Genomic DNA, 26,025 nt, shown 5'->3' on the forward strand with positions numbered 1-26,025 from the left:
AAGACTCCCATGGCTCTGCAACGCATCAACCCCGGCAACCGACTCTGCGACGCCACCATCCACAACGGTGTGGCCTATCTGGCCGGTCAGATCCCGGAAGACGCCAGCCTGCCCATCGCCGCCCAGACCCAGAGCGTGCTGGACCAGATCGACACCGTGCTGGCCCAGGCCGGCAGCGACAAGGCGCACATCCTCAGCGCCACGATTTACCTGTCCAGCATGGGCGACTTCGCCGCCATGAACGCGGTGTGGGACGCCTGGATCGGCACCACCGGCATCGGCCCCGCCCGTGCCACGGTCGAGGCCCGCCTGGCCCGCCCGGAGATCAAGGTCGAGATCATGGCGATTGCTGCCGTTAAGTAAGAAAATGCCCGCTAGCGCAGATACGAGCTGCGCTGGCAGCTATCAAGTTTGTAGTAAAGCCTAGGCGGAGCCTTCGCGATTTAGGCGCCGCTTCTTTCGATCGCCATCTGGTCGATGTTGTTGTTCAACCGTTCCATGAAATTGGCGAGCTGGGCGATCTCGTCGGGCGTGAAGTCGACCAGCGCCTGCGCCTTCAGTACGTCCATCACCGCCCTGACCTTGGGCATGCGCTTGGCCGCTGTGGTGGTCAGCGAAATCAGTCTGCTGCGCTTGTCTGCAGGGTCGGGGACGCGTTCCACCAGGCCGTCGCGCTCCATGCGGTTCAGCAACTGGGCCATGCTGGGCTGCTCGACCTGCGCAATGCGGGCCAGCTCGGCCTGCGACAGCGCCTGGCCACCTTTGAGTCCCATCAACACCGGCATTTGCCCCGTGGCGAAACCCAGGTCGCGTAGCTCTACATCGGCGATGCGGGCAAAGCTGCGGTGTGCGCGGCCTACCAGCTTTAGCGGGTTGGGGGGTAAATGGTCGTCGCTCATATCTCGTTTGACAATACATAGGAGGCTATATTAATATATAGGCACCTATATTAAATTCCAAGTTCAACCATCGCCTATGCAACAGCATCTTTACCTTGCCATTATCGGCGCCAGCCCTGCCTGCGCGGCAGACTGTGCAGTTCTTTGAGTGGGCCACCGCATGACATCCACCGCCCTCCACAAGGCCGCACCGGCCAAGTTCACCGGCTACCAGAGCTTTGTGGCGGGCCTGCTGGCGGCGCTGCAATTTGCCGTGATTCTGGACTTCATGATCATGTCGCCGCTGGGCGCGCTGATCATGCCCGCACTGCAGATCAGCCCGCGCCAGTTCGGCATGGTCGTGTCGGCCTATGCTTTTAGCGCCGGCCTGTCGGGCCTGCTGACGGCGGGCTTCGCGGACCGCTTTGACCGCAAGAAGCTACTGCTGTTCTTCTACATCGGCTTCGTGTTGGCCACGTTGTGGTGCGGGCTGGCGCCGACCTATGAAATGCTGCTGGTGGCCCGTGTGGTGACCGGCATTTTTGGCGGTGTCATTGGCTCGGTGGTGATGGCCATTGCGGCCGATCTGTTTAGCGCCGAGCAGCGCGGCCGTGTCATGGGTGTGATTCAGACCGCTTTCGCTGCCAGCCAAGTGCTGGGTTTGCCCGTGGGCCTGTACCTGGCCAGCCGCTGGAACTGGCATGCCCCGTTTCTGGCGATGGTGCTGGTCGGGGGCCTTGGTGGGCTGGTCATCGTCTTAGGTATGAAGCCGGTGGCCGACCACCTGCGCATCCCGCAGGAGAAAAGCGCCTTCATGCACTTGTGGCACACCGTGGTCGAGCCGCGCTACCTGATGGCTTTTGCCACCACCGCCCTGCTGACCACCGGCGGCTTCATGCTGATGCCGTTCAGCAGCGCGTTCATCGTGAACAACGTGGGCATCGCCATGGAACGCCTGCCCACGATCTACCTGATCACCGGTGTGTTCACCATCTTTGTCGGCCCGCTGGTCGGCCGGGCGGCGGATACCTGGGGCAAGCTGCCGGTGTTCTTGGTGGGCAGCGCTTTGACCATCGCCATGGTGCTGGTCTACACCCACCTGGCGGCCGTGCCTTTCTGGCTGCTGGTGGCGGTCAACGTGGTGCTGTTTGTCGGCATCTTCTCGCGTCTGATTCCGTTCCAGGCCATGTCCAGCATGGTGCCGCAGGCCACCCAGCGCGGCGCGTACAACGCCATCAGCGCCGCCATCCAGCAGCTAGCCGGTGGCCTGGCATCGCTGGTGGCGGGGCATATCGTGTCGTTTGGTGCGGATGGCAAGCTGCAGAACTACGGCGTGATCGGCTACGTGGTGGTCGGCTCCACGCTGACGGCGGCCTTCCTGGCGTGGCGGGTGCACCAGGGCCTGCAGTTGCGCAGCGCGGCAAACCCCAGCTTGGCCCAGGCCGGTTAACGGCTCTTTTAGAGATTACATAAGAAAAGGGCTGCTGGCGCAGGTAATACCTGCGCCAAAAGCTCTTTTTTTCATAGCATTAGCAGAATACTCAGGCCGGAATCAAACCCTCGGCCTTCAGTGCCGCCTGCACCGCCGGGCGGGCCGCCACGCGGGCCAGGAAGGCCTGCAGATGGGCCAGGTCCGACAGGTCCAGCGCCACCATCTTGGACCAGCCCGCCACGGTGAACAGGTAGGCGTCGGCTACGGTGAAGTCATCGCCGGTCAGGTAGTCGGTACTGGCCAACTTGGTGTCCACCCATTCGAACTTCTTGCGCAGCAGGCCTGCGTGGATGGTTTTGGCTGCTGCATCGAAGGCCGGGTTGAACAGCGGCGAGAAGCTCTTGTGCAGCTCGGAGCCAATGTAGTTCTGCCACTCCATCACCCGGTAGCGGGCCGTGCTGCCGGCTGCGGGCAGCAGGCTGGTGGCGCCGGCGTGGTCGGCGATGTACTGGGCAATGATGGCGCCTTCGCTGAGCGTGCTGCCGTCGTCCAGCTGCAGCAGCGGCACTTGGCCCTTGGGGGTGATGCTGTAGTAGTCCGCGCCGCTGGCGGTGCGGTGGTTGGGAATGTCCACCTGGTCCAGTGAAAAGTCGGCGCCCGATTCACGCAGCACGATATGGGGGGCGAGTGAGCAGGCGCCGGGCGAGAAGAATAGTTTCATGGTCGTCTTTGTAGTGGTGAAGAGCCGCTATCCTATTCATTACCTGGAACAAGATAAACCGCTAAATTTTCAATTTAATACTTACACAGTGTAATTAATGCGACCCGCCAGCGCCCCGGAAGACAGCCTGCAAATCCAGCTGGGCACTATCGCCCTGTTCTGCAAGGCGGCCGAGCTGAAGAGCTTTACGGCCGCCGCCCGCGTGCTGGGCCTGACGCCGGCTGCCGTCAGCCGGGCCGTGGGACGTCTGGAGGACCGCCTGGGCGTCAAGCTGCTGCGCCGCACCACGCGCAGCATGCAGCTCACCGACGACGGCCAGTTGTACTTTGCGCAGTGCCGCGCGGCCCTAGGCCAGATCGATGATGTAGAGAAAACCATCACCGGCCAGCACACCCAGGCGCGTGGACTGCTGCGCATCAGCCTGCCCAGCACCTACGCGCACTACCGCCTGCTGCCGCGCCTGCCCGCGTTCCGCGACCGCTACCCCGAGGTGGAGCTGGAGCTGCATGTCTCCAACCGCAACATCGACTTTGTAGAAGAAGGCTACGACGTGGCCATACGCCAGGGCCAGCCGCCCGATTCCCGCCTGGTGGCGCGCCAACTGGAGGAGGCCCGTATTGGCGTGTACGCCAGCCCTGGCTATTTGCAGCGCCACGGCGTGCCCCAGGACCTGGACGCGCTACAAGACGCCACCCGCCATACCTTGCTGCCGTTTTTGATGCCCAGCACCGGGCGCATGCGGCCGTGGCTGTTCCAGCGTGACGGCCAGCCAGTGGAGATACTGCCGCGCAGCACAGTGCAGACCTCGGAAGACCCGCTGGGCGTGGTCACCCTGGCACGCGCCGGCATGGGCCTGGTGCAAACCACACAGTGGATAGCTGATGCCCACCCCGGTGAGCTGGTCGAGGTGCTGCCCGCACTGGCCGGCCGGACCCGGTCGTTTTATCTGCTGTACCCGCACAACCGCAACCTGGCTACGCGGGTGCGCGTGCTGGTGGATTTTCTGTGTGGCTGAAGCTATCGGGCCATCAACGCTGGCCGCGCCCGAAAACGCGTGGGCCTGGATCTTGTACGCTGGCATGGGCTGAAGCAGATACACAAATGAAATAGCCGCTAACGCAGGTATTACCTGCGTTAGCGGCTATCAATTGTGTAGCAGTAGGGGCTTGGCTTAGCTCAGGTGCTTGCCGATCAGCCCGGTCAGCTCAAACATGCTGACCTGCGGCTTGCCGAACACCGGCGCCAGCAGTGCGTCGGCGTTGATGTTGCGCTTGTTGGTGGCGTCCTGCAGGTTGTGGGCCTTGATGTAGTCCCACATCTTCTTGACCATTTGCGGGCGCGAAGCGGCTTCAGCACCCACTACTGCCGCCAGTGCCGGGCTGGGCGTCAGGCCGCCGGTGGTGGGCGTTTTGCGCGGAGTTTTGGCGGCTGCGGTTTTCTTGGCTGCGGCCTTTTTGGCGGGTGCTGCCTTCTTGGCTGGTGCGGCTTTCTTGGCGGCTGCACCAGCTGCACCGGGTTTAGGCGGGAACTTGCTGGGCGCGAACTCGAAGTTCACCTTGCCAGCTTCCGCGTCCCAGGCCAGGAAGGCCTTGAAGTTGCGGCGCGTCCGCATGGAGACGAACTTGTCCAGCAGATCGGTCTTGCCGGTGGTCAGCAGCTTGTGCATCTGCTCGGGCTCCACCGTTTGCTGCAGGATGATCTTGCCGCTTTTGAAGTCGCAGCTGGGCGTGGCCTGGGCCTGGGTGGGCACGCTTTTTTCGCACACATAGTTGGCACCGTGCTCGTGCACCGGGCTGCCGCACTTGGGGCAGTTGCCCAGGTTGGCCACGGCGCTGAAGTCCACCAGCTCGCCGGTTTCTTCGCCGGCCTTGTCGTCGCCGAAGTCAAACTCCAGTTTGTAGTTCTTGGTTTCTTCATCAAATTTGATGAGCATCTCGGCGGTGAACGGCCAGCCGGCTTTGGAACGGAAGCCGTCCAGCGGGCCGATGCGGCGGTCGCGCATGAATTGCTCGACCTCGGCCGGCTCGAAAGTGCGGCCTGCGGGCGATTTGCCGAAGGAGAAACCGCAGCCTTCGCTGTGGCCATCGGCGCCGGTACAGGTGTAGCGGCGGTAGTTTTCCTTGACCACGCCGCCGCAGTTCGGGCAGGGTGCGGACAAGGTGGCGTAGTCGCCGGGGATGGTGTCGCGGTCGTATTCCTTGGCCTTTTTCACCAGGCGTTCGGTCATGGCGGCGATTTCGGCCATGAAGGTGGCGCGGCTGATCAGGCCTCGCTCCATCTGCGACAGCTTGTATTCCCACTCGCCGGTGAGCTCGGCGTGGCACAGCTCTTCCACGTCCAGGCCGCGCAACAGCGTCATCAGCTGGAAGGCCTTGGCCGTGGGGATCAGCTCGCGGCCTTCGCGCAGCATGTACTTTTCGGCGATCAGGCCTTCGATGATGCTGGAGCGGGTGGCTGGCGTGCCCAGGCCCTTCTCCTGCATGGCTTCGCGCAGCTCGTCGTCGTCAATCGTCTTGCCCGCGCCTTCCATGGCGCCCAGCAGCGTGGCTTCGGAGTAGCGCGCCGGGGGCCGGGTCTTCAGCGCCTTGGGGTCGGCGGAGGCGGTCTGCACCACTTCGCCCGGCTTCACCAGCACCAGGTTTTTGCCGTCTTTTTCGTCGTCGTCGCTGACGGCTTCCTTGCCGTAAATGGCCAGCCAGCCCGGCTTGACCAGCACCTTGCCGTCGCTGCGGAAGGCGTACTTTTTACCCTCGGTCGCCACCGTGCTGACGCGGGTGGTGACCTGGTATTCGGCACTGGGGAAGAACACCGACATAAAGCGGCGCACCACGAAGTCGTACAAGCGCTGCTCGGCTTCGCTGAGTCCGCTGGGGGCTTGCAGCGTGGGGATGATGGCAAAGTGATCGCTGACCTTGGCGTTGTCGAACACGCGCTTGGTGGGCTTCACGTAGTTGCCGTCCACCGCCTGCTTGGCGAAGGGGGCCAGGTGCTTCATGCCGCTGTTGGCCAGCATGCCCATGGTTTCCTTGACCACCGGCAGGTAGTCTTCGGGCAGGGCGCGGGAATCGGTACGCGGGTAGGTCAGCGCCTTGTGGCGCTCGTACAGGCTTTGGGCCAGGGCCAGCGTGGTCTTGGCGCTGAAGCCGAAGCGGCTATTGGCCTCGCGCTGCAGGGATGTCAGGTCGAACAGGGCGGGCGAGGCCTGCGTGGTCGGCTTGCTTTCTTCCGTCACCGTGGCGGGTTTGCCGCGTGCCGCGTTGGCAATCTCCTGCGCTTCGCGGGCGGACCAGACGCGGTCAGCGCGCTGCTCGGCGTCGGGCTGGCCGTCCGGGCCGGGGGGCGGTTTTTTCCAGTCGGGGTTGAACCATTTGCCGGGGTAGTTGCCGGCCTCGGCGTCGAAAGTGCCGTGGATTTCCCAGTAGTCGCGGCTGACGAATTTGCGGATTTTTTCCTCGCGCTCCACCACCACCGACAGCGTGGGCGTTTGCACCCGGCCCACGGTGGTCAGGAAGAAGCCGCCGTCGCGTGAGTTGAACGCGGTCATGGCGCGGGTGCCGTTGATGCCCACCAGCCAGTCGGCCTCGGAGCGCGAACGTGCCGCATCGGCCAGGCCCTGCATCTGGGCTTCGGAGCGAAGCGCGCTGAAGCCGTCGCGGATGGCCTGCGGCGTCATGGACTGCAGCCACAGCCGGCGCACCGGCTTGGCCAGGGGCTTGCTGCCGCCAGCGTACTGCTCGATCAGGCGGAAAATCAGCTCACCCTCGCGGCCCGCATCGCAGGCGTTGATGATGTCGGTCACGTCCTTGCGCTTGGCCTGTTTGACCACGGCGTTCAGTCGCGTTTTGGTTTTATCGACGGGTTTTAGGTCGAAATATGGGGGGATTACCGGCAGATGCGCAAAGCTCCATTTGCCGCGCTTGACGTCGAATTCCTCCGGCGCCTGGATCTCCACCAGGTGGCCGACCGCGCTGGTCACCACGTATTTTTCGCTCTCGAAATACTCGTCGAACTTTTCGAATTTGCCAGCAGTGGGCGTGAGCGCACGCACGATGTCTTGCGCCACCGAGGGTTTTTCGGCAATCACCAGGGTTTTTGTCATAACTTTATTGGGCCAATTTTTGAATTTGTGCGGACTTTGTCTGAGCGGCGTCAACCGGGGCGGGGCCACTTCTACAATCCGGCTTTGTCCCATTTCGCGCACAAATTCGCGTATGGGCTCCTTATTTAAGTTAACAGAGTTTTGCCGTGACTTCCAAAACCCGACCTAAAGCTGTGAAAAATCCAGGGCGACGCATCCAGGTCCGCCGTTCCGGCGTGCATGGCAAGGGCGTATTTGCACTGCAGGACATCGCCGCCGGCGATGTAGTGGTCGAATATGTAGGCGAAATCATCACCTGGGACGAAGCCCAGGACCGCCATCCGCACGACCCCAGCCAGCCCAACCACACGTTTTATTTCCATGTGGACGCAGACCGGGTGATCGACGCCAATTTTGGGGGCAATTCCTCACGCTGGATCAACCACGCCTGCGAGCCAAACTGCGAAACCGACGAGCAGGACGGCCGCATCTTCATCATCGCCCTGCGCGACATCAAAGCTGGCGAAGAGCTGAACTACGACTACGGCCTGATGCTGGAAGAGCGCTACACCCCCAAGCTCAAGGCCGAATACCCCTGCTGGTGCGGCGCCCCCAGCTGCCGTGGCACGCTGCTGGCACCTAAACGCCGCCTGAGCAGGCTGCACAAGTGATGCGCTGGCCCGCCGAGGCGATCTGGGAGGCAGTGTCGCCCCAGTGGCCGGACTTCACGGTCGAGGTGCTGCCGCAGATCGACTCCACCAACAGCGAGCTGATGCGCCGCGTGCGCGCCGGCCGCTGTGAGCCCACCCTGCTGGTGGCCGAGCAGCAAACCGCCGGCCGGGGTCGCCTGGGCCGCGACTGGCACAGCCAGGTGGGCGATTCGCTGACTTTCTCTGTTTCCCTGCCCCTGGCGCCGGCCGACTGGTCCGGCCTGTCGCTGGCCGTGGGCGTGAGCGTGGCCGAGAGCCTGCACCCGGACATCCAGCTCAAGTGGCCCAACGACCTGTGGCTGCAGGGCCGCAAGCTGGCCGGCGTGCTGATCGAAACCGCCAGTGCCGGCGACCAGCGAGTGGTGGTGGTGGGCGTGGGCATCAATATCGCGCCGCGTGATGCCCAGGGCCTGTCCACCCCACCCGCCTGCCTGCAGGAGCTGCTGCCGGGTATCGATGCGGGCCAGGCCTTGCTGCGGGTGGCGCCGCCCTTGCTGCAGGCCTTGGCGGCCTTCCAATTGGCCGGCTTGGCGCCCTTCCTACCCGGCTTTGTACGGCGTGACCTGCTGTGCGGCCAAGCCGTAACCCTGAGCAACGGCACCGTGGGCATGGCGCGTGGTGTGGACGCGCAGGGCGGCCTGCTGCTGCAAACCTCGGCGGGCATGCAGACGGTGACCAGCTCCGAGGTCAGCGTGCGGCCTGCAGCCCCAGGCGCCGTGCCCGGAGCATCTGCATGAAGATGGGCTTGCTGCGCGCGCTCTTACTCGCCCTGGTGTTGGCCAACGCCCTGTTTTTTGCCTGGTCGCAAGGCCTGCTGGCCGCCTACGGGCTGGCGCCGGAGCCGCAGTCTGAGCCGCAACGCTTGCAGCAGCAAATCCACCCTGAGATGCTGGTGGTGATGACGCCCGAGGCCGCAGCGGCAGCAGCGGCTGCGGCCTCTGCCGCCAGCGCGCCGGCTTCGGCGCCCGCCGTCGCGGCGAACGAGCCCACCGAGTGCCTGGTGGCCGGCCTGTTTGACGCTGCGCGCGGCAAGCAGTTGGGCGATGCCCTGGCGGCGGCCCTGCCTGCGGGTTCCTGGTCGCTGGATGCCGCCACCGAGCCAGGCCGCTGGATCGTCTATATGGGCCGCTACCAGACCACCGAGTTCACCGACCGCAAAAAGGCCGAGCTGCGCGGCCTGCACGTCAAATACGAGGCCGCGCCCGCGTCGCTGGAGCCCGGCATTCTGCTGGGCCGTTTCGACAGCGAGGCCGCAGCCAACAAATCCCTGGGCGACCTGGCCCAGCGCGGCGTACGTACCGCCAAAGTGGTGGTCGAGCGGCCCGAGCAGCGCGGCCTGCAGCTGCGCCTGCCAGCGGTGGACGCAGCGCAGAAGACCCAGCTGGACGGCCTGAAGACCGCGCTGGCCGGCAAGCCACTACGGACCTGCCCGGCCAATTAAGTTCACCCATGCCCTCGCTACAACGCCCCGAGGCCTTGGATGTGCTGCTCTACCTGGGCAAGTGGATCGCGCTGGCAACGCTGGTGGCGGTGCTGGCGGGCAGTGCGTCCGCCTTCTTTTTGTTCGCGCTGGAATGGGCTACCCAAACCCGCATCGCCCACCGCTGGCTGTTGCTGCTGCTGCCGTTCGCCGGCTTTGGCGTAGGCTGGCTGTACCTGCGCTTTGGCCAGCGCGTGGAGGCTGGCAACAACCTGCTGATCGACGAGATCCACAACCCGCAGGCCACCATTCCATTGCGCATGGCGCCGTTGGTGCTGTTCGGCACCGTGGTGTCGCACCTGTTCGGCGCGTCCGTGGGGCGCGAGGGCACGGCCGTGCAAATGGGCGGTGCCCTGGCTGACCAGCTCACCCGCGTGTTCCGCCTGCAGCCGGAAGACCGCCGCATGGTGCTGATGGCCGGCATCAGCGCAGGCTTTGCCTCGGTGTTCGGCACGCCGCTGGCGGGCGCGATCTTCGGGTTGGAGGTGCTGGCCCTGGGCCGCATGCGTTTCAACGCCCTGCTGCCCTGCCTGGTGGCCGCCATCGTGGCCGACCAGGTGGGTCTGCTCTGGGGCGTGCACCATACCCATTACACCGTGCCGCTGGCGCCGCCCGTTACCGCCTGGCCGCTGTTGGCCATGGTACTGGCGGGCTGCCTGTTTGGCCTGACTGGCAAGCTGTTTGCCGATGCCACCCACGCCCTGGGCGGCTTCATGAAGAAGCACATCGCCTACAGCCCCTTGCGCCCCTTCCTGGGCGGCGTGGTGGTGGCCACGGCGGCCTGGTTCTGGCTGGGCGCAGACCGCTACATCGGCCTGGGCATCCCCACCATCGTGGAGGCATTCCAGCACCCGCTGGCCATGACCGACTACCTGGGCAAGTTCGTCTTCACCGTGGCCTCGCTGGGCACGGCTTTCAAGGGCGGCGAGGTGACCCCGCTGTTCTACCTGGGCGCTACCTTGGGCAATGTGCTGGCGCCGGTTCTGCAGCTGCCCTTCCCCTTGCTGGCCGGCGTGGGCTTTGTGGCGGTGTTTGCCGGCGCGGCGAATACACCGCTGGCATCCACCCTGATGGCCATGGAATTGTTTGGTGCTGAAATCGGTGTTTACGCAGCACTGGCCTGCGTCACCAGCTATCTTTTTTCAGGCCACAGCGGTATTTACAAAGCGCAGCGCGTGGGCCATGCCAAGCTGCCTAAAGTAGCAGGTGCGCCCGAAAACATACGCCTGGGTGACCTGGCCGCCCACCAGCAAGACCTGGCGCGCAAGGCCGCTGCCAACGACTCCCAACCTTAGAACGTCCCTAGGAAACCCGCCGTGCAAATCCAAGCCCATGAAGTCGATCTGACCACCCCCACCGGCCCCATGCGCTGCTATGTGTACCGGCCCAAGGATGGCGGTGCTGCCAAGCCCCGGCAGTACCCGGCCATCATCCTGTACTCCGAGATCTTCCAGCAGACCGGCCCGATACGCCGCAGCGCGCAAACCATGGCCGGCCACGGGTTCATCGTCATCGTGCCCGAGGTGTTCCACGAGCTGAACCCCATCGGCACCGTGCTGGGCTACGACGACGCGGGCCGCGACAAAGGCAACGCCGACAAGGTCGCCAAGACCCTGGAGGCGCATGACAGCGACACCCAGGCCATCATCGACTACGCCGCCAGCCTGCCCTACTACGCGGGCAGCATAGGCGCCATGGGCTTCTGCCTGGGTGGCGGCCTGGCCTACCGCGCGGCGCTGAACCCGGCGATTGCCGCCACATCGTGCTTCTATGCCACCGACATCCATTCGGGCATGGTGCCGTCCCAGCCCGGCAACGACAGCCTGGGCCGCACCGGCGAAATCAAGGGCGAGCTGCAAATGGTCTGGGGCAAGCAAGACCCGCACATCCCCGCCGCCGGCCGCACCCTGGTCTACCAAAAGCTCAGCGACGCCAGCGTCAACTTCACCTGGCACGAGTTCAACGGCGTGCACGCCTTCATGCGCGACGAAGGCGAGCGCTATGACGCGGAACTGCAGCTGCTGGGCTACCAGCTGGCGCTCAGCCTGTTCCGTCGCGCGCTGTACTGACGGCTTGCGGACCTGGCCCAGAACGGTGAATAGCTTGCTGGGTTTAGACCACTAAAGCGGCAACACCGCCAGCCGCCACAGCGTCGTCAGCTCTGCCGCGCGTGCCGCATGCAGGGCGGCGGTGGCGTCGGTAGCCTTGGGGTGCTGCGGCTTGGCGTCCAGCCGGCCCAGCACTTGCAGGCCGTGCTGGGTAAATGCGTCCTGCAGCTCGGTGGGCGTGCGCAGGCCCAGGTGCTCCGCCAGGTCAGAAATGACCAGCCAGCCCTCGCCTCCCGGCGCCAGGTGCTTCTTCAAGCCGGCCAGAAACGCCAGCAGCATGCGGCTGCCTTCGTCGTACACCGCGTGCTCTATGGGCGAGCCAGGCCGGGCCGGCAGCCAGGGCGGGTTGCAGACGATCAGCTGGGCCTGGCCCTCGGGGAACATATCGGTTTGCACCACCTGCACGGTTGGCGCCACGCCTAGCTGCAGCAGGTTGGCGCGTGCGCAGGCCAGGGCGCGTGGGTCCTGGTCGGTGGCCACCACCTGGGCCACGCCGCGCCGTGCCAGCACGGCCGCCAGCACGCCCGAGCCGGTGCCGATGTCGAACGCCACCGCCGTATCGGCAGGCAGCGGCGCCTTGGCCACCAGGTCGATGTATTCGCCCCGCACCGGTGAAAACACGCCGTAGTGCGGGTGGATGCGGTTCTGCGGCGCATCGCCCAGCGCCGGTATTTCAATGCCCACGCGGCGCCATTCGTGCGCGCTGGTCAGGCCCTGAAGCTCGCGCAGGGTGATGACCGATGGGCCGGCGGCGAGGTCCGCCGGGCCCCAGGCAGCCAGGCAGGCGGCGTGCACTTTGGGGGCGCGGCGCAGCGGCACGCTGTAGTCTGCCGCCATGGGCACCAGCAGCATGTTCAGCACCCGCGCGCGCTGCGCCTGGGCCTGGCGGTGCAGGTGAAAGGCATCGGCCAGCGAGCCCGCATCCTTGGGGGCTTTGCGCTGCTTGCGGGCCGGGGTTTTGTCGATGCGCCGCGTCATCGCCTGCAGCAGCTGGCGCGCGTTATGAAAGTCGCCACGCCACAGCAGTGCCGTGCCTTCGCAGGCCAGGCGGTAGGCGGTGTCGGCGTTCATCGTGTCGTCGGCCAGCACCACTTTTTTGGGCGGCGGCGCGCCGCGCTCGGAGCGCCAATGGGCAGACTGCGGCTGGTCGTTCTCGGTCCAGTGCAGGGTGGGGCTGGAGCTAGGTTGGGGAGATAGCGTGGCGGGTGTGGGGGTGGACATGCTTGCTTTCACGCTGTTGGGGGACCGAGTCTTTTACCAGACGGCAGGCCCCCTGCACGTTGCAGGCGGAATTTACTTTGCTATGCATTTGGTAGCTGCTCGTGCAGATATTATCTGCGCTAGAGGCCGATTTTTTATAAATCCAGCTATCATGGTTTGCCGATTTGCAGGAGCCATCGCCCATGCCGCCCACTATCCGCCATGCCGAGCCCGACGATTACGACGCCATTGCCTTGATCTATGCGCTGCCCCTGGCGGCCGCCGGCACCATGCAGATCCCGCTGCAGTCGCGTGAGGTGTGGAAGAAGCGCTTGGCCGGCATGGGCCCGCTGGACCGCATGCTGGTGGCGGTAGTCAATGGCGAGGTAGTGGGTAACCTGGGCATCCACCCCGTGCCCCATCCGCGCCGCGCCCACGTGGCCGGCATCGGTATGGCGGTGCGCGACGAACTGCAAGGCCAAGGCATAGGCACAGCCCTGCTGCAAGCCGCCATCGACCTGGCCGACAACTGGCTCAACCTGCTGCGCCTGGAGCTGACTGTGTACGCCGATAACTCGCCCGCCCAGCGCCTGTACCAGCGCCACGGTTTTGTGCTGGAGGGCACGCACCGCGCCTATGCCTTGCGGCACGGGCAGTATGTAGATGTGCATGCCATGGCGCGGCTGCACCCGGCGCCGCCTGGGGTGCGGTAGGCTGTAGTGGGGCTGAAGAAAGTGCAGTCATAGCGTCAACCTTCTCCCAGGAACCACACTTAGTATCTACCTCGGTCTGTTCGAAAAGTGCTACATAAGTAATAGCTACCACCGCAGGTAATATCTACGCTATAGCCTCATTTCACCCGAAACTGCAGAACATGCACATCACCGTCCAACGCGGTGCCTACCGCATCGATACTGATCCCGCCAGCCTGGACATGGTGGCCGTCCATGCCTACCTTATGCGTAGCTATTGGTCGCCGGGTATTGCGTTCGAGCGGGTGCAGCGGGCGGCGGCGAATTCGCTGTGTTTTGGTTTGTTCCATGGTGCCGAGCAGGTAGGCTTTGCCCGGGTGGTGACCGACAAGACGACCTTTGCCTACCTGGCCGATGTGTATGTGCTGGAGGCGCACCGGGGCCAGGGTTTGTCGAAGTGGCTGGTGCAGACCATCTTGGCCCACCCGGAACTGCAAGGCCTGCGCCGCTTTTTGTTGGCCACGGCCGATGCGCATGGGCTGTATGCGCAGTTTGGTTTCGAGCCGCTGGCCAAGCCAGAGCGGATGATGCAGATCCTGGCGCAGTAGGTGGGGCAGGTAAATCCGGGACAATGCGGGTCGATTTGATTTTTCTACCGACATTGCCATGACCGATACCAACAACAGCACCGATACCAACGCCACTGCGGATAGCAGCGCCGCTCCCGCCCTGCCCGACCACCTGTCCGCCGACCCACGCAGCCCCTTCCACGTGGCCGCCGTGTTCGAGCATGACATCGGCATCCGCCTGAACGACAAGGAGCGTTCAGACGTGGAGGAATACTGCATCAGCGAAGGCTGGGTGAAGGTGCCCTCCGGCAAGACGCGTGACCGCCACGGCCGCCCCTTGCTGATGAAGATCAAGGGCAAGGTCGAGGCCTATTACCGCTGAGTGTGCGGCGGGCTGCGTCCACAGGGCTTCAAAATGCAAAAGGGTTTGGGGTAATGGCAGCAAATACATCTGTTCCTACCGTGTGGGCCCAGCGCCTGGGGTTTGGCGGCTTGATTCCCTTTGTGGGGCTTGCGCTGGCGCTTTGGGTGTTGGCACCGGCGCAGCGCTCTGCCGCAGGGCTGGCTCTGCTGGGTTACGGGGCCACGATCGCCAGCTTTCTGGGCGCCATCTATTGGGGTTTGCTGATGCGTGATGCATCTACGCCCTCGCCGCGTCTCCTGGTGTGGGGCGTGGTGCCCTGCTTGGTGGCCTGGCTCGGGCTGCTGCTAGGCCCGGTACCGGGCTTGCTGCTGATGGCGGGCTTGCTATGGACCTGTTTTGGCGTGGACCGCGCCATGTACCCCCGCTTTCAGATGCAGGGCTGGCTGCCGATGCGGCTGGTGTTGACCGTGGTGGCCAGCGCTAGTTGCGTTGCCGGTGCTGTGGCTTTGTGGCGCTAAAAATCACACCGCTTGGTCCCATTTGCGGCGGACCACGTCTTTGAGCAAATGCTGCTTGAATGCCAAAGCCAGCGGCGAAAATTTCTTGCCAGCCGGGTGAACGATATGCCAAGCCGATGGCAAGGGAAAGCCTTCCATATCGATCACGCTGACGCCGTGCTCTTTTAGCAGGCCGTGCAAGGCATGGCGCGAAACCAACCCTACGCCCAGTCCACCGGCCACGGACTCTTTCACCGCCTCGTTGCTGCCTAACTCCAGCCGGACGTCGGGCCGGAACTTCAGCTTGCGGAAATACTGGTCGCCGGTCATGCGGGTGCCCGAGCCTTTTTCTCGCAGAATGAAGCGGCGCTGCGCGAGTGCATCCAGCGGCACGCTTTTGCGTTTGGCCAAGGGGTCGGAGCTTGGTGCAATCACCACGATGGGGTTGGGCATGAACACCTCGTCGCTCAAGTCCATGTCCGTCGGTGGCGTGGACATGATGTAGAGGTCGTCCAGGTTTTCACGCAGGCGGTGCACCACGCCATCGCGGTTGAGGATCTGTAGTGACACGTCGATGGCCGGATGCTGCTTGCAAAAGCTGCCAATCAGGCGCGGCATGAAGTACTTGGCCGTGCTGACCACGGCCACCCGCAGCTTGCCGCGCGACAGGCCCTTGGCCGCATCCACGCCCTGCTCAAAGGCGTCCCAGGTCTGGGCCACAGAACGCGCGGTGACGGCCAGCTCCTTGCCTACATCGGTGAGGTAGATCTTTTTGCCCACCACCTCGTACAGCGGCAGGCCGACCGACTGGCTCATGTCTTTCAACTGCATGGAGGCCGTGGGCTGGGTTACATGCGTGGCCTTGGCAGCCGCGCTCACGCTACCGGTATCGGCCAAGGCCAGGAACAGCCGCAGCTGGCGGAACGTGACATTCATAAGGTTTTATCTATTCCTGAGCACATGGAAATCGATTTTACAAAATGGATGCTTGTTTTTAGGATCGACGCAAGGAAACCACTTATGCAAAACCTGCTCGATCCCGCCATTCTTTTCTTCGTCTTTGGTGTGCTGGCCGGCACCGTCAAATCCAACCTTGAAATTCCGCCCGCCATCTCAAGGTTTTTGTCTTTGTATCTTTTGATGGCGCTGGGTCTCAAGGGTGGGTTTGCGCTCTCCCACTCTGGGCTGACGGCCAACGTCGGCGTCAGTCTGGCGGCTGCGATTGCGCTGGCGATCTGTGTCCCATTGCTGGGCTACTGGTTCCTGCGGCGGTTTATCTCTGGTTTTGATGCTGCAGCGATTGCCGCGACGTATGGGTCTGTCAGTGCGGTGACTTTTGTGACCGCCGTCCAGTATTTGGAAAACCAGCATGTGGCCTATGGTGGGCACATGGCCGCAGGCATGGCCTTGATGGAGTCGCCAGCCATCATCATGGCCATTGTGTTTGCCAACGGGCTGCGTCGAAAAGCCGCGCCGGCGGTGGGCACACCGGGCAGCGAGACGTCCAAGGCCGGCGTGTCGGTGGGCAAGATCCTGCATGAATCTTTCACGGATGGCGCGCAGTTGCTGCTGCTCGGGGCCATGGCGGTGGGGCTGATTACGGGTGACACCGGCAAAGCCGCCATGCAGCCGTTCTCGGGAGACCTGTTCAAGGGCATGTTGTCATTCTTCCTGCTGGACATGGGCCTGATGGCAGCGCGCAACCTGCCGCAGATCCGGGGTAAGTCGCCCGTGCTGATTGCCTACGCCGTGCTGGGGCCGCTGGTGCATGCGAGTCTCGCCCTGGGCCTCGCATGGGTGTTGGGCCTGCCCGTGGGCGACGCTGCCTTGCTCATGGTGCTGGCCGCAAGTGCTTCGTATATTGCAGTGCCTGCCGTGCTGCGGTATGCGCTGCCAGAGGCCAACCCTTCTCTGTACTTCGGCCTGAGTCTGGGCGTGACTTTCCCGCTGAATTTGCTGTTCGGCATTCCTACCTACACGGCCGTGGCGCGGGCGGTGCTGCAATAAACGTCTTGCGTACCGTCTTGATGGGGCTGGTACCTGTGCAGCAGGACTGCGTGCCCAGGCCCAGCTGCTTCATCGGGTACGTGTTGCAGGTTTTGGGGCTGAGAGATAAATCTGGCTGACGCCCTGAAAAATAATGCGCAAGCAGCTATTGAATCAATAGCGTGAGAGATGGCGCAAGAGTCAGCGGCAACCCCGGCGCCACTGAACCCCACGATTACACTAACTTTGTGGATGGCGTACAGCGCAAGCTGCCAGGAATTGCCACGGTGCGAACTACTATTTCCCTGCAGACAAAGAAGGCTGCGCACCGCATTCCTGTGCTTTTGAATGCCTAGGCAAGTAGCTAATCAGGTGACTGTTTCACTTTACTTTCTGACAGGTAAGGCCTTATGAAATATGCAGCATGTGTCCTGGGTTTGGTGTGCGGCGCGCTCTGCGCGAGCGCAGGTCCGGCAGGGGCGGCCAAGCCCGTCGCGGCTGCGGCAGACAGCGAGGCCGACGCCACTTTCTCCCACCCCTGGGTGTTTTTACCGCCACAGCGCAGCCCCGAGGCGTACTTCACCAACCGGCAAAGTCCGGCTACGGTGGAGTCGCCTTTCGTGCTGCGCTTTGGCCTGTCCATGCGCGGCCTGGTGCCGGCCGGTCATAGTGCGGGCCTGGCCGGTCACCACCACCTGCTGATCAACCAGCCGCTGCCGCTGGACTTCACCAAGGCCCTGCCGTTCACCGAGAAGTACATCCACTTCGGCAAGGGCCAGATGGAGACCGCGCTGAACCTGCCACCTGGCAATTACGACCTGCGCCTGGTGCTGGCCGACCAGGGCCACATACCGTACTTCGTCTACAGCAAGCTGCTGCACGTGACTGTGACGTCGCAGAACAAGGACATGCCCGCAGCCAGCGTGCTGGGCCCGCCGCGTGTGGAGATCATGGGCGTGGCCGATGGCGCGGCGCTGCAGCCGCCGTTTCGCATCCAGTTCCATGCGTCTGGCTTCAACATCGCTCCGCGTGCGGCGCAGCTGCCGGACACGCACTACTTCCGCCTGTTGCTGGACCGCCCGGGTGCCGCGCCCGAAGTGATGAACTTCAGCTCCGGCCAGACCGAGGTGTGGCTCAACCCGCCCAAAGGCGCGTACACCGCGCGGCTGGAGCTGGTGCGCAATGCCGCCCAGCCAGAGAGCGTGGCGGCGCGGTCTACGCCGGTGGCGTTCAGCGTTGCCTTAAGTCTGCGCTAAGAATCCGAAGGGCTTAGCTGTTACAAGCCTGTATCGCCAGGCCACCGTTCGGTGGCGGGCACGCTACAGGAGTAACGCCATGGAACTGGACCCGCTAGACATCGTTGACCATGCCAAACCCGCCAGAAGGCCCACTAAGCGCCGCTGGTTGAACCCGGCGGTGGCCATTACCGTGGCACTGCTGGCCACGTTTTTAGGCATCTGCAAGGTCAAGGACGACAACATCGTGCAGGGCATGCAGCAGGCCCAGGCCGACAAGCTGGACCACTGGCAGTTCTACCAGGCGCGCAATGTGCGTGAAGAGATCGCCAACGCCACGCTGGCCCAGCTGCGCCTGCAGGCCATGGGCGTGACAGTACCGGCCCAGCAGGCCGCCTACCAGCAGCAGATCAGCGCCTATACGGCACTGGCACAGAAAGAGAATCAAAAGAAGGACGAGCTCAAAACCCAGGCCGAGCAAGACCAGAAGACCTACGACGCGCTGAACTTCCGCGACGACCAGTTTGACCTGTGCGACGCGCTGATTGCCATCGCCATCTCCATGCTGGCCGTGGCCTCGCTCACACAGCTTCCGGCTCTGTACGTGCTGAGTTTGGTGCCGGCAGGGTTCGGCGTTCTGATGGGCGTGTCGGGCCTGGTCGGCCTGGGCATCCACCCGGACGCGCTGATCAAGCTGCTGAGTTGATTAGTGCAGCATGGTTGTATCATGCAACCATATTGAAACCGTGAACTTGAGCCATGCCCAGTACACCTGCTTCTATCGTCGACCGCATCCGCAGCGCATCGCGCCAGATGGTGCGCGAACTTGGCTTCATGCAGTCCACCCTGGCGGCTACCGACTACCCACCGTCGGCTGTGCACGCCATTCTGGAGATTGGTGCCCAGCGCACGCTGACGGCGGTGCAGCTGGGTGAGGTGCTGGGCCTGGAGAAGTCCAGCGTCAGCCGCATGGTGCGCAAACTGGTGGATGCGGGCGAGCTGCAGGAGTCCGCCAGCGGCGACGATGGCCGGGTGAAATACCTGGCACTGACGGCGCTGGGCAAACGCAGCCTCAAGTCCATCCATACCTACGGGCGCAAGCAGGTCTCTGGCGCGTTGGCGCAGCTGACGGAAGTCCAGCAGCAAGCGGTGGCCGAGGGCCTGGCGACCTACGCCCAGGCCTTGCAGGCGCGGCGCACCGGCATACCGTTGGCACCGGGTTCGGCGCTGCAGACCGTGCAGGGCTACCAGCCCGGTGCGATAGGCCGCATCGCGGAAATGCATGCCCGCTATTACAGCCGCAGCGTGGGCTTTGGCGCCTACTTTGAAAGCCTGGTGGCCAGCGGCCTGGCCGAGTTCAGCGCCCGCCTGGAGAGCCCGCGCAATGGCCTGTGGCTGGCGCTGCATGCTGGGCGCATCGTGGGTTCGGTGGCGGTGGATGGTGAAGACCTGGGCGCGAACACCGCCCATCTGCGCTGGTTCATCGTGGATGACGGTTTGCGCGGCCTAGGCGCCGGCAGGCAGCTGCTGTCGGAGGCCACGGCGTTCTGCGACCGCCAGGCCTTTGCCGAAACCCATCTATGGACCTTCCGGGGGCTGGATGCGGCGCGCAAGCTGTACGAAGACTGCGGTTTCACCCTGGCTGAGGAGCGGCCAGGGAAGCAGTGGGGAACCCAGGTGGTGGAGCAGCGCTTTGTGCGCCGCTTGCCCGCGCATGAAAGTAGCTAGACCACCGCCCCGAACAGGCTGCCGACTCCAGCCGTCACCGCCATGGCCAGCGCCCCCCAAAAGGTGACACGCCATGCGCCCAGCCTGGGATTGGCGCCGCCCACGCGCGCCGCCACCGCACCGAGCACGGCCAGGAAGAGCAGCGACATGGCTGCGATCCACCACAGCAGCCCCTGCGCAGGCGCCAGTGCAGCGACGGCCAGCGGCAGCGCTGCGCCTATGGCAAAACTGCCCGCTGATGCCCAGGCCGCTTGCAGAGGCCGTGCTGTGGCTATTTCAGAAATGCCGAGCTCGTCGCGCGCATGGGCCCCGATGGCGTCGTGCGCCATGAGCTGCTCTGCCACTTCGCGGGCCAGCTCGGGCGTCAACCCCCGGCCGGTGTAGATGGCCGTCAGCTCGCGCCGCTCGGCCACGGGGTCGGCTTCCAGCTCGGCGCGTTCCCGTGCCAGGTCGGCACTCTCGGTATCTGCCTGGGAGTGCACCGACACATATTCTCCTGCGGCCATGGACATAGCTCCAGCAACCAGGCCGGCCAAACCGGTCATCAGGATGTTGCCAATGCTGGAATGCGCCGCAGCGATGCCCACGATCAGGCTGGCCGTGGAGACAATGCCGTCGTTGGCCCCCAGCACGGATGCCCTTAGCCAGCCTATGTGCTGGGTTCTGTGTCGTTCAATATGCCGCATGAAATTCCTTGGGTGGAAAGAAGACCATTACAAGCCATGAATATGAATGCAGCCTGAATCCAAACGGCCATCGCCACGGCGACACTCTTCAGCTTATCTTCATCTGAGCGGTATCCAATGCCTGCTTGGCCCCGTACAGCCGATAAGAGCTGTGTGCTGTTGGCCAGCATGCCTGGCTTTGATTGCATCACCACCTGGCCGGACCTTCGGTGAGGCGATGGAAAGCCATCCATAGTTCACACACATTTGACCTAAACCCATACCATTGCTAACCCATAGACGCATAGTCTCACCTTTGAGGAAAACAATATGAACCCACAAGCCACACCGCGCTACGACCGCCTCAGCCAGGCTTTCCATTGGCTCACGGCCATCGTCGTGACCATCGCGTTCATCCTCGGCCCGGGCGGCTTCGGACGTTTGATGCACGAGGGTGTCGATCCCGCAACGCGAATCGATATCGTTTGGCATGAGTCCCTGGGCATTCTGGTCCTGGTGCTCACCCTGTTGCGCTTGTTGTGGGTCGCTTTCCGCCCTGCCGCGCCACAGTTTGAGATGAGCGGGCCCATGCACATGGCCAGCAAACTCGGGCACATCGTCTTGTGGTTGCTGTTGCTGGCACTGCCGGTTACGGCCCTCTTGGCTTTGGGTAGCGAGGACCATCCTTTGACGCTGCTCGGCGGCATCCGCGTCGATCACATGCCCTGGATTGCCGACTCCGCCATTGCCGAGCTGGCCGACTGGGGCGATGTGCACGGCTTTCTGGGCGACACCATCATGTGGCTGGCTGGCGTGCATGCAGCGGCAGCCATCTTCCACCATGTATTTCTCAAAGACGGGGTTTTGCGGGCGATGTTGCCCGGCCGCAAGTGACCCGCAGAACGGTCTGTTTTCAGGTTTGAAAATGGACCGTGACCCGCAGCCCCAGCGGTACGGCATCCGGATGCGCATCTTCCAGCAGAACCTCGGCATTGTGCTGCCGTGCAATCTCTTGCACGATAGACAGGCCCAGGCCCGAGCCATCGGCCTCGGTGCCTAGCGCACGGTAGAAGGGCTGGAACACCAGCGCGCGTTCTGCGGCAGGAATGCCCGGGCCGTTGTCCTCCACCTGCAGCACGGCGCCCTGACCGGCATCCGCCAGGGCGCGCACGGTGATGATGCCGGTATGCGCTTCGCTGGACGGCGTGTAGTGGATGGCGTTTTCCACCAGGTTGCGCACCAGCTCTTTCAGCAGCGTGGGGTTGCCCTGGATCTGCAGGCCGGGGCTGCCGGCCTCGGCGCCGTCGTAGCCGAGGTCGATGCGTTTCTCCAGCGCGCGGGGCACGCAGTCACGCACCACCTCCATGGTCAGTCGGGCCAGGTCACAGTCCTGCAGCGTCAGGCTGACGCCACCGTTCTCGGCCCGGGCCAGAGCCAGCAGCTGGTTCACGGTGTGGGTGGCGCGGATGCTGGAGCGGCCAATCTGCTGCAGCGAGCGCTTCAACTCGGCCGTGCTGGTGCCTTCGCGCTGGGCCAGGTCGGCCTGCATGCGCAGCCCGGCCAGCGGGGTTTTCAGCTGGTGGGCGGCATCGGCCAGAAAGCGCTTTTGCGTGGCGATGGAGTCCTTTAGCCGTGTCAGCAGGTCGTTTACCGACGAGACCAGCGGGGCTACTTCCAGTGGCACGGCCTTTTCGTCCAGCGGGCTCAGGTCGTCTGAGGTGCGGGCGCGGATGCGGTCCTCCAGGCGCTTCAGCGGGCGTATTCCGCGCGCCAGCGCCAGCCACACCAGCAGCACGGCCAGCGGCAGGATGACGAACTGCGGCAGCATCACGCCTTTGATAATTTCGGCCGCCAGCACCGAACGCTTTTCACGCGTTTCGGCCACCTGCACCAGTGCCAGCTGGCTGCCGGCAATGTCCAGCTTGATCCACAGATAGGCCACGCGCACGTCCAGCCCCCGCATCTCATCGTCACGCAGATGCACCGGGCCTTCGGCGGGCTTTTCATCGGCCGGTGGCAGCGGCAGGTCGGTATCGCCGCTGAGCAGTTCGCCACGCACGCCGCGCACCTGGTAGTAGACCTGGTCGGAGTCGTCGGCGCGCATGATTTCACGCGCAGGCAGCGGCAGATTGAACTGCGCGTGGTCGGGCTGGGCCACCACCAGCAACTGCGACAGCGCCTGCACGTTGTATTCCAGCGCCCTGTCAAACGGCTTGCCCGCAATGCCCTGGGCCACCAGCCAGGTCAGCGCCAGGCTGACCGGCCACAGCAGCAGCAGTGGCGTGAGCATCCAGTCCAGGATTTCGCCGAAGAGCGAGCGTTGTTCGCGCTGGAAGATTTTCACGGGGTGGGCGTTAGAGCGTGTGTCACTTGCCCATCTTAGCGACGCCGCCCGATGCGAAGCTTACGTGTTCACCCTGTGTTTCAACCAACGCATCAGCCCACCCACCACGGGCAGCTTTTCGTACAGTTCCTCGGCCGCATCCCAGTAGTCGCGGTGCAGGGTGATGCGGCCGTCTGGCCCCAGCTGCAGGTGCGATCCGCCGTGGATGGTCTGGGTGACCGTGGGGCTGAAGCTTTTGAAGCGGAACTGGAAGTCCCAGGTCAGGAAGCACTGCGGCCCGTTGCTGATGCGCTCCAGCACCACAAAGCGGGGCTCGTGCAGCGCGTTGAACATATGGCTGTAAATGCCCTGGATGGCGGGCAGGCCTTGCACGTCTTTGAACGGGTCTTTGAAGCGGGCGTCGGTGGCGTAGATGTCGCCGCAGCGCGCCACCGAGCTGGGTGTTAGCGTCTCGAAGAAATCGACGATGCTCTGCAGGGGGATGGGGGTGTCGTTCATAGGCCAGTCATGCCGCGTACCGCCCGGAAGTAGGCGCTGTAGGGTAGCAGGCGCAGGGCCTTCATCCACAGGGTGAAGCGTTTCGGGAAGTGGATTTCAAACGCGCCCCGGGCCCAGCCGGCCAGCATGGCGGTGGCGGCTTGTTCGGGGGTGATCAGGGCCGGCATCTGGAAGTCGTTTTGCGCGGTCAGCGGGGTTTTGACGAAGCCGGGGCAGACCAGGCTCACGCCGATTCCCTGGTCATGCAGGTCCAGGTACAGGGTCTCCGCTAGGTTGATGAGCGCGGCCTTGGTGGGGCCGTAGGCCAGGCTTTGCGGCAGGCCGCTGTAGCCGGCCACGCTGGCGACCAGGCTGATGTGGCCGCTGCCTTGGCGCAGCAGTACGGGCAGCACCGCGTCCAGCATGTGCAGCACGCCCACGTAGTTGACTTGCAGGTGCTGCTGCATCTGCGCCAGGTCGAAGGCGGTGGCGCGCTGGGCGCGGTAGTAGCCGGCGCAGTAGACCACGGCGTCGATACGCCCCAGTTGGCCCAGGCTGAGCGCGGCGGCCTGCAGGGCGGCGTGGTCGGCCGTGTCCAGCGGCAGGGCGCGGGCGCCGGGGTGCTGGTCCACGAAGCGCTGCAGTGCGTCCGCTTGGCGGGCCGACACCACCACCTGGGCGCCCTGGCCGTGTAGCGCCTGCGCCGTGGCCAGGCCGATGCCGCTGGAGGCGCCGATCAGCCACACGGTTTTGCCGTGCCAGTCGGTGATGCGAGGGTTGAGTGACATGCTGCCTACTATGATTTTGATAGCTGCTTGCGCAGGTTTTGTGTGCGCAGACGGCCAATTGGGCTAAAGGTATTGAAAATACTGTGCTCCCGTTTGCAGGCAGAACGTATGTTCGCCAGAAACACCGCAGAACTGGCTTTGCCAGGCTGCTGGTGTTGCCCCCTGCAAGGGGGGTGGCGGAAAGTGCGCAGCACTGGAGCCTGGGGGTGAGTCATCGCTTCGTGAATGAGAGAGTGACGTCACCCAGGTGGATGCCGAGCTTGGACATGCGGGCTTTGTTCAGCATCACGCGCTCGTTGACCAGGTACATCCAGTCGTCCATCTGCACGTTGTAGACCGAGCCGTCCACCGGCAGCGCCAGGGTGTAGTTCCAGTGGAAGGCGTTGCCGCCTTCCTCGCCCAGGGCCGCGCCCACCACGTCGTCGGCCCGGCCGCTGTAGCGTCCATCGGCTTCTCGGTGCAGGCGCCAGATGCGCTTTTGCGTGGTCCCGTCGGAGTAGCTGAACGACTCGTCGAGCACACCGTCGTCGCCCTGCCAGCTGCACAGCATCACCACGGTGAAGCGCTTCACAACTTTGCCGGATCGGTCTGTGAACACGCCATAGGCGTCCAGCGTGCCGTTGAAGTAGCTGCGCAGGTCCAGCGTGGGGGTCTGGCCCGCGTAGTCGGTTACTTGGGGGCCCGCGCAGCCGGCCAGGGCGGTGATGGCAGTGGCGGCAAGCAGAAGACGGCGTTTCATGGAGATACCTCGTGGGTTGGACGGACGATGAGCAAATACAAAGCAGCGGCTGCTATGGCTTTCAGCACGCAGGGCAGCAGGCAGTAGACGGCGCTGAGGGCGCGCAGGGCGGGTGCGTCCTGTGCGCCGGGGGTGTAGCCGGCCAGGGCCAGCAGCGGCAGGGCCAGGCCGGCGGCCAGCGCCAGGTTCAGCTTGGTGGCGAAGTTCCACCAGCCAAAGTACAGGCCGGTGGCGTTGCCGCCTGCGCCGTGGTGCTTGGCGTCTTTGACCACGCCCGCCAGCAGCGCGCTGGGTAGGGCCAGGTCGGTGCCCAGCGCAGCGCCCGAGGCCACGCAGACCAGCAAAAAAGCGGTGTTGTCACCCGCACCCAGCAGGCTGGCACAGACAAAGGTGATGACCGACAAGCCCATGCCCACCAGCCAGGTGCGCGCCAGGCCCAGGCGCTCCACCACTTTCAGCCAGAGCGGAATGGACAGCGCTGCGCAGATGAAATAGGTCGCCAAAAACAGCGGCTGCAGCGCCGCTGCGGCCTGCAGCCGGTCTTGCACAAAAAACAGCACCAGGGTGGCGGGCACGGCGCTGGCAATGCCGTTCAGCAGGAACACCGCCAGCAGCCGGCGAAACGCCGGGTTGCGCCAGGGTTGCCATAGCGCTGCGGGGCTGGCGTGTGCCGCCGCTGCCTGGGTGGATGGCGCTACCGAGCGGCTCCAGGCCCACCAGCCGCCAGCCAGGCCCAGCACCAGCAGACCCACGGTGGCGGGCAGGCCCAGCAGCACCGGGGCCACGCTGGCGGTGACCACGCCCACCAAGCCCAGGCCTTCGCGCCAGGCCACGATGCGGCTGCGCTCGGCCTCGCTGCCACCCAGCAGCGCGGCCCAGGACTGGTGCAGCACGCCCAGCGTGCTGTAGGAGGTATAGGTCAGCACCAGCAGCGCACCGGCCCACAGCAGCAGGCTCTGCGGTGTGCTGGCCCAGGGAAAGAACAGGCCGGCAAAGCCCAGCGCCATCAGCAGGGCGGCGCCTGCCGCCACCGCCAGCACGGCGCGGCGCGATGTGGCAAACAGCCGGTCGCCCCAGCGGCCCAGCAGCGGGTCCACCACGCCGTCCAGCACCCGGGCCGCCAGCAACAGCGGGCCCAGCAGCGCCAGGGGCACGCCCAGGGTGGTGGCGTAGTGGTTGGGCAGCACCACGTAGAGCGGCAGCGCCACAAAGGCCAGGGGCAGGCCCATCAGGCCGTAGAGCAGGCCGTTGCGGGGGCTGAAGGCTGCCTGGCCCTCACCCCGGCCCTCTACCGCGCGCGGGAGAGGGAGTAGCGCAGGGTCCAGGCTTGTACC

Annotated in this window: 28 protein-coding genes; 17 read left to right on the plus strand and 11 right to left on the minus strand. The window is 64.4% G+C overall.

The features are described 5' to 3' along the window. The first annotated feature begins 9 nt into the window (after positions 1–9). A complete protein-coding gene (locus AC4BBN_RS09655; RefSeq protein ID WP_490591775.1) occupies positions 10–363 on the plus strand; it encodes a RidA family protein in 354 nt (117 codons plus the stop codon). 80 nt (positions 364–443) lie between these two features. Here AC4BBN_RS09655 and AC4BBN_RS09660 read toward each other — a convergent pair whose 3' ends face one another. Continuing rightward, the gene (locus AC4BBN_RS09660) at positions 444–899 is read right to left on the minus strand and encodes a MarR family winged helix-turn-helix transcriptional regulator (RefSeq protein WP_490591776.1); all 456 of its coding nucleotides are present in this window, start codon (positions 897–899) and stop codon (positions 444–446) included. A gap of 160 nt (positions 900–1,059) precedes the next feature. Between AC4BBN_RS09660 and AC4BBN_RS09665 the strand changes: the two genes are divergently transcribed. After that, positions 1,060–2,328 carry an MFS transporter gene (locus AC4BBN_RS09665; protein WP_490591777.1) on the plus strand — a complete coding sequence of 423 codons (1,269 nt, stop codon included), beginning with the start codon at positions 1,060–1,062 and terminating at the stop codon, positions 2,326–2,328. 91 nt (positions 2,329–2,419) lie between these two features. Here the strand turns inward: AC4BBN_RS09665 and gstA are convergent, their stop codons facing one another. Continuing rightward, on the minus strand, positions 2,420–3,031 hold the full coding sequence (gstA, locus tag AC4BBN_RS09670; protein ID WP_490591778.1) for a glutathione transferase GstA: 612 nt from the start codon (positions 3,029–3,031) through the stop codon (positions 2,420–2,422). A 97-nt stretch (positions 3,032–3,128) separates the two neighbouring features. Here gstA and AC4BBN_RS09675 point away from each other — a divergent pair, with 97 nt between their 5' ends. After that, entirely contained in the window at positions 3,129–4,046 is a 918-nt protein-coding gene (locus tag AC4BBN_RS09675; RefSeq protein ID WP_490591779.1) for a LysR family transcriptional regulator, read from the plus strand. A gap of 156 nt (positions 4,047–4,202) precedes the next feature. Here the strand turns inward: AC4BBN_RS09675 and AC4BBN_RS09680 are convergent, their stop codons facing one another. Then, positions 4,203–7,130, minus strand: coding sequence for a DNA topoisomerase III (locus tag AC4BBN_RS09680; protein WP_490591780.1), 2,928 nt, complete (start codon positions 7,128–7,130; stop codon positions 4,203–4,205). A 146-nt stretch (positions 7,131–7,276) separates the two neighbouring features. On the opposite strand from AC4BBN_RS09680, the gene AC4BBN_RS09685 reads away from it, so the two are divergent. Genes AC4BBN_RS09685 through AC4BBN_RS09705 form a run of 5 tightly spaced genes read left to right on the plus strand, consistent with a single transcriptional unit; the run spans position 7,277 to position 11,368 of the window. Then, on the plus strand, positions 7,277–7,780 hold the full coding sequence (locus AC4BBN_RS09685; RefSeq protein WP_490591781.1) for an SET domain-containing protein: 504 nt from the start codon (positions 7,277–7,279) through the stop codon (positions 7,778–7,780). Beyond that, positions 7,780–8,556 (plus strand): biotin--[acetyl-CoA-carboxylase] ligase, encoded by a 777-nt coding sequence (locus tag AC4BBN_RS09690; RefSeq protein ID WP_490592846.1) that lies wholly within the window; start codon positions 7,780–7,782, stop codon positions 8,554–8,556. The genes AC4BBN_RS09685 and AC4BBN_RS09690 overlap by 1 nt, the downstream gene beginning before the upstream one ends. After that, positions 8,553–9,260, plus strand: a complete 708-nt coding sequence (locus tag AC4BBN_RS09695) for an SPOR domain-containing protein (RefSeq protein WP_490591782.1) — start codon at positions 8,553–8,555, stop codon at positions 9,258–9,260. The genes AC4BBN_RS09690 and AC4BBN_RS09695 overlap by 4 nt, the downstream gene beginning before the upstream one ends. 8 nt (positions 9,261–9,268) lie before the next feature. Next, a complete protein-coding gene (locus AC4BBN_RS09700; protein WP_490591783.1) occupies positions 9,269–10,594 on the plus strand; it encodes a voltage-gated chloride channel family protein in 1,326 nt (441 codons plus the stop codon). 21 nt (positions 10,595–10,615) lie between these two features. Further along, complete coding sequence (locus AC4BBN_RS09705) at positions 10,616–11,368, plus strand: dienelactone hydrolase family protein (RefSeq protein ID WP_490591784.1); 753 nt, start codon at positions 10,616–10,618, stop codon at positions 11,366–11,368. A 51-nt stretch (positions 11,369–11,419) separates the two neighbouring features. Here AC4BBN_RS09705 and AC4BBN_RS09710 read toward each other — a convergent pair whose 3' ends face one another. Then, positions 11,420–12,628, minus strand: a complete 1,209-nt coding sequence (locus AC4BBN_RS09710; RefSeq protein WP_490591785.1) for a methyltransferase — start codon at positions 12,626–12,628, stop codon at positions 11,420–11,422. A 182-nt stretch (positions 12,629–12,810) separates the two neighbouring features. Between AC4BBN_RS09710 and AC4BBN_RS09715 the strand changes: the two genes are divergently transcribed. From AC4BBN_RS09715 to AC4BBN_RS09730, 4 genes are all read left to right on the plus strand, one after another. Next, a complete protein-coding gene (locus tag AC4BBN_RS09715; RefSeq protein WP_490591786.1) occupies positions 12,811–13,320 on the plus strand; it encodes a GNAT family N-acetyltransferase in 510 nt (169 codons plus the stop codon). A gap of 161 nt (positions 13,321–13,481) precedes the next feature. After that, a complete protein-coding gene (locus AC4BBN_RS09720; RefSeq protein WP_490591787.1) occupies positions 13,482–13,907 on the plus strand; it encodes a GNAT family N-acetyltransferase in 426 nt (141 codons plus the stop codon). Positions 13,908–13,965: 58 nt separating this feature from the next. After that, complete coding sequence (locus tag AC4BBN_RS09725; RefSeq protein ID WP_490591788.1) at positions 13,966–14,250, plus strand: DUF3297 family protein; 285 nt, start codon at positions 13,966–13,968, stop codon at positions 14,248–14,250. Positions 14,251–14,303: 53 nt separating this feature from the next. Next, entirely contained in the window at positions 14,304–14,750 is a 447-nt protein-coding gene (locus tag AC4BBN_RS09730) for a DUF3429 domain-containing protein (protein ID WP_490591789.1), read from the plus strand. Between the two features lie 3 nt (positions 14,751–14,753). Here the strand turns inward: AC4BBN_RS09730 and AC4BBN_RS09735 are convergent, their stop codons facing one another. After that, positions 14,754–15,665 carry a LysR family transcriptional regulator gene (locus AC4BBN_RS09735; protein WP_490591790.1) on the minus strand — a complete coding sequence of 304 codons (912 nt, stop codon included), beginning with the start codon at positions 15,663–15,665 and terminating at the stop codon, positions 14,754–14,756. An 84-nt stretch (positions 15,666–15,749) separates the two neighbouring features. Here AC4BBN_RS09735 and AC4BBN_RS09740 point away from each other — a divergent pair, with 84 nt between their 5' ends. The 4 genes from AC4BBN_RS09740 to AC4BBN_RS09755 all read left to right on the plus strand — a co-directional run bounded on the left by AC4BBN_RS09740 (position 15,750) and on the right by AC4BBN_RS09755 (position 19,678). Beyond that, positions 15,750–16,736 carry a sodium-dependent bicarbonate transport family permease gene (locus AC4BBN_RS09740; RefSeq protein WP_490591791.1) on the plus strand — a complete coding sequence of 329 codons (987 nt, stop codon included), beginning with the start codon at positions 15,750–15,752 and terminating at the stop codon, positions 16,734–16,736. A 389-nt stretch (positions 16,737–17,125) separates the two neighbouring features. Beyond that, positions 17,126–17,971 (plus strand): DUF4399 domain-containing protein, encoded by an 846-nt coding sequence (locus AC4BBN_RS09745; RefSeq protein WP_490591792.1) that lies wholly within the window; start codon positions 17,126–17,128, stop codon positions 17,969–17,971. Positions 17,972–18,050: 79 nt separating this feature from the next. After that, positions 18,051–18,656 (plus strand): DUF4337 domain-containing protein, encoded by a 606-nt coding sequence (locus tag AC4BBN_RS09750; protein ID WP_490591793.1) that lies wholly within the window; start codon positions 18,051–18,053, stop codon positions 18,654–18,656. A gap of 53 nt (positions 18,657–18,709) precedes the next feature. Continuing rightward, positions 18,710–19,678: a bifunctional helix-turn-helix transcriptional regulator/GNAT family N-acetyltransferase gene (locus AC4BBN_RS09755; RefSeq protein WP_490591794.1), complete on the plus strand. Its 969-nt coding sequence runs from the start codon at positions 18,710–18,712 to the stop codon at positions 19,676–19,678. On the opposite strand, the gene AC4BBN_RS09760 is transcribed toward AC4BBN_RS09755, so the two are convergent. Next, on the minus strand, positions 19,675–20,364 hold the full coding sequence (locus tag AC4BBN_RS09760; protein WP_490591795.1) for a VIT1/CCC1 transporter family protein: 690 nt from the start codon (positions 20,362–20,364) through the stop codon (positions 19,675–19,677). The two genes, AC4BBN_RS09755 and AC4BBN_RS09760, sit on opposite strands and share 4 nt — an antisense overlap. A 309-nt stretch (positions 20,365–20,673) precedes the next feature. Here AC4BBN_RS09760 and AC4BBN_RS09765 point away from each other — a divergent pair, with 309 nt between their 5' ends. Beyond that, entirely contained in the window at positions 20,674–21,237 is a 564-nt protein-coding gene (locus AC4BBN_RS09765) for a cytochrome b (RefSeq protein ID WP_490591796.1), read from the plus strand. Between the two features lie 19 nt (positions 21,238–21,256). Here AC4BBN_RS09765 and AC4BBN_RS09770 read toward each other — a convergent pair whose 3' ends face one another. The 5 genes from AC4BBN_RS09770 to AC4BBN_RS09790 all read right to left on the minus strand — a co-directional run bounded on the left by AC4BBN_RS09770 (position 21,257) and on the right by AC4BBN_RS09790 (position 25,920). Then, on the minus strand, positions 21,257–22,687 hold the full coding sequence (locus tag AC4BBN_RS09770; RefSeq protein WP_490591797.1) for a sensor histidine kinase: 1,431 nt from the start codon (positions 22,685–22,687) through the stop codon (positions 21,257–21,259). A gap of 60 nt (positions 22,688–22,747) precedes the next feature. After that, on the minus strand, positions 22,748–23,185 hold the full coding sequence (locus AC4BBN_RS09775; RefSeq protein ID WP_490591798.1) for a nuclear transport factor 2 family protein: 438 nt from the start codon (positions 23,183–23,185) through the stop codon (positions 22,748–22,750). Beyond that, entirely contained in the window at positions 23,182–23,952 is a 771-nt protein-coding gene (locus AC4BBN_RS09780; RefSeq protein ID WP_490591799.1) for an SDR family NAD(P)-dependent oxidoreductase, read from the minus strand. Before AC4BBN_RS09780 ends, AC4BBN_RS09775 begins: the two co-directional genes overlap by 4 nt. 211 nt (positions 23,953–24,163) lie before the next feature. Further along, positions 24,164–24,691 carry a DUF3833 domain-containing protein gene (locus AC4BBN_RS09785; RefSeq protein WP_490591800.1) on the minus strand — a complete coding sequence of 176 codons (528 nt, stop codon included), beginning with the start codon at positions 24,689–24,691 and terminating at the stop codon, positions 24,164–24,166. Continuing rightward, a complete protein-coding gene (locus tag AC4BBN_RS09790) occupies positions 24,688–25,920 on the minus strand; it encodes an MFS transporter (protein ID WP_490592847.1) in 1,233 nt (410 codons plus the stop codon). The genes AC4BBN_RS09785 and AC4BBN_RS09790 overlap by 4 nt, the downstream gene beginning before the upstream one ends. Between the last annotated feature and the right edge of the window lie 105 nt (positions 25,921–26,025).

It is taken from the genome of Rhodoferax sp. SPJ21 (genome assembly GCF_058216335.1).

Excerpts from the sequence above, each read along its gene's own strand:
- AC4BBN_RS09720 (WP_490591787.1), top strand. The coding sequence starts at position 13,482 with ATGCACATCACCGTCCAACGCGGTGCCTACCGCATCGATACTGATCCC.
- AC4BBN_RS09715 (WP_490591786.1), top strand. The coding sequence starts at position 12,811 with ATGCCGCCCACTATCCGCCATGCCGAGCCCGACGATTACGACGCCATT.
- AC4BBN_RS09790 (WP_490592847.1), bottom strand. The coding sequence starts at position 25,920 with ATGGGCCTGCCCCTGGCCTTTGTGGCGCTGCCGCTCTACGTGGTGCTG.
- AC4BBN_RS09695 (WP_490591782.1), top strand. The coding sequence starts at position 8,553 with ATGAAGATGGGCTTGCTGCGCGCGCTCTTACTCGCCCTGGTGTTGGCC.
- AC4BBN_RS09675 (WP_490591779.1), top strand. The coding sequence starts at position 3,129 with ATGCGACCCGCCAGCGCCCCGGAAGACAGCCTGCAAATCCAGCTGGGC.
- AC4BBN_RS09730 (WP_490591789.1), top strand. The coding sequence starts at position 14,304 with ATGGCAGCAAATACATCTGTTCCTACCGTGTGGGCCCAGCGCCTGGGG.
- AC4BBN_RS09680 (WP_490591780.1), bottom strand. The coding sequence starts at position 7,130 with ATGACAAAAACCCTGGTGATTGCCGAAAAACCCTCGGTGGCGCAAGAC.
- AC4BBN_RS09655 (WP_490591775.1), top strand. The coding sequence starts at position 10 with ATGGCTCTGCAACGCATCAACCCCGGCAACCGACTCTGCGACGCCACC.
- AC4BBN_RS09735 (WP_490591790.1), bottom strand. The coding sequence starts at position 15,665 with ATGAATGTCACGTTCCGCCAGCTGCGGCTGTTCCTGGCCTTGGCCGAT.
- AC4BBN_RS09780 (WP_490591799.1), bottom strand. The coding sequence starts at position 23,952 with ATGTCACTCAACCCTCGCATCACCGACTGGCACGGCAAAACCGTGTGG.
- AC4BBN_RS09710 (WP_490591785.1), bottom strand. The coding sequence starts at position 12,628 with ATGTCCACCCCCACACCCGCCACGCTATCTCCCCAACCTAGCTCCAGC.
- AC4BBN_RS09775 (WP_490591798.1), bottom strand. The coding sequence starts at position 23,185 with ATGAACGACACCCCCATCCCCCTGCAGAGCATCGTCGATTTCTTCGAG.
- AC4BBN_RS09700 (WP_490591783.1), top strand. The coding sequence starts at position 9,269 with ATGCCCTCGCTACAACGCCCCGAGGCCTTGGATGTGCTGCTCTACCTG.
- AC4BBN_RS09765 (WP_490591796.1), top strand. The coding sequence starts at position 20,674 with ATGAACCCACAAGCCACACCGCGCTACGACCGCCTCAGCCAGGCTTTC.
- AC4BBN_RS09665 (WP_490591777.1), top strand. The coding sequence starts at position 1,060 with ATGACATCCACCGCCCTCCACAAGGCCGCACCGGCCAAGTTCACCGGC.
- AC4BBN_RS09660 (WP_490591776.1), bottom strand. The coding sequence starts at position 899 with ATGAGCGACGACCATTTACCCCCCAACCCGCTAAAGCTGGTAGGCCGC.
- AC4BBN_RS09785 (WP_490591800.1), bottom strand. The coding sequence starts at position 24,691 with ATGAAACGCCGTCTTCTGCTTGCCGCCACTGCCATCACCGCCCTGGCC.
- AC4BBN_RS09760 (WP_490591795.1), bottom strand. The coding sequence starts at position 20,364 with ATGCGGCATATTGAACGACACAGAACCCAGCACATAGGCTGGCTAAGG.
- AC4BBN_RS09690 (WP_490592846.1), top strand. The coding sequence starts at position 7,780 with ATGCGCTGGCCCGCCGAGGCGATCTGGGAGGCAGTGTCGCCCCAGTGG.
- AC4BBN_RS09725 (WP_490591788.1), top strand. The coding sequence starts at position 13,966 with ATGACCGATACCAACAACAGCACCGATACCAACGCCACTGCGGATAGC.
- AC4BBN_RS09750 (WP_490591793.1), top strand. The coding sequence starts at position 18,051 with ATGGAACTGGACCCGCTAGACATCGTTGACCATGCCAAACCCGCCAGA.
- AC4BBN_RS09740 (WP_490591791.1), top strand. The coding sequence starts at position 15,750 with ATGCAAAACCTGCTCGATCCCGCCATTCTTTTCTTCGTCTTTGGTGTG.
- AC4BBN_RS09745 (WP_490591792.1), top strand. The coding sequence starts at position 17,126 with ATGAAATATGCAGCATGTGTCCTGGGTTTGGTGTGCGGCGCGCTCTGC.
- AC4BBN_RS09755 (WP_490591794.1), top strand. The coding sequence starts at position 18,710 with ATGCCCAGTACACCTGCTTCTATCGTCGACCGCATCCGCAGCGCATCG.
- gstA (WP_490591778.1), bottom strand. The coding sequence starts at position 3,031 with ATGAAACTATTCTTCTCGCCCGGCGCCTGCTCACTCGCCCCCCATATC.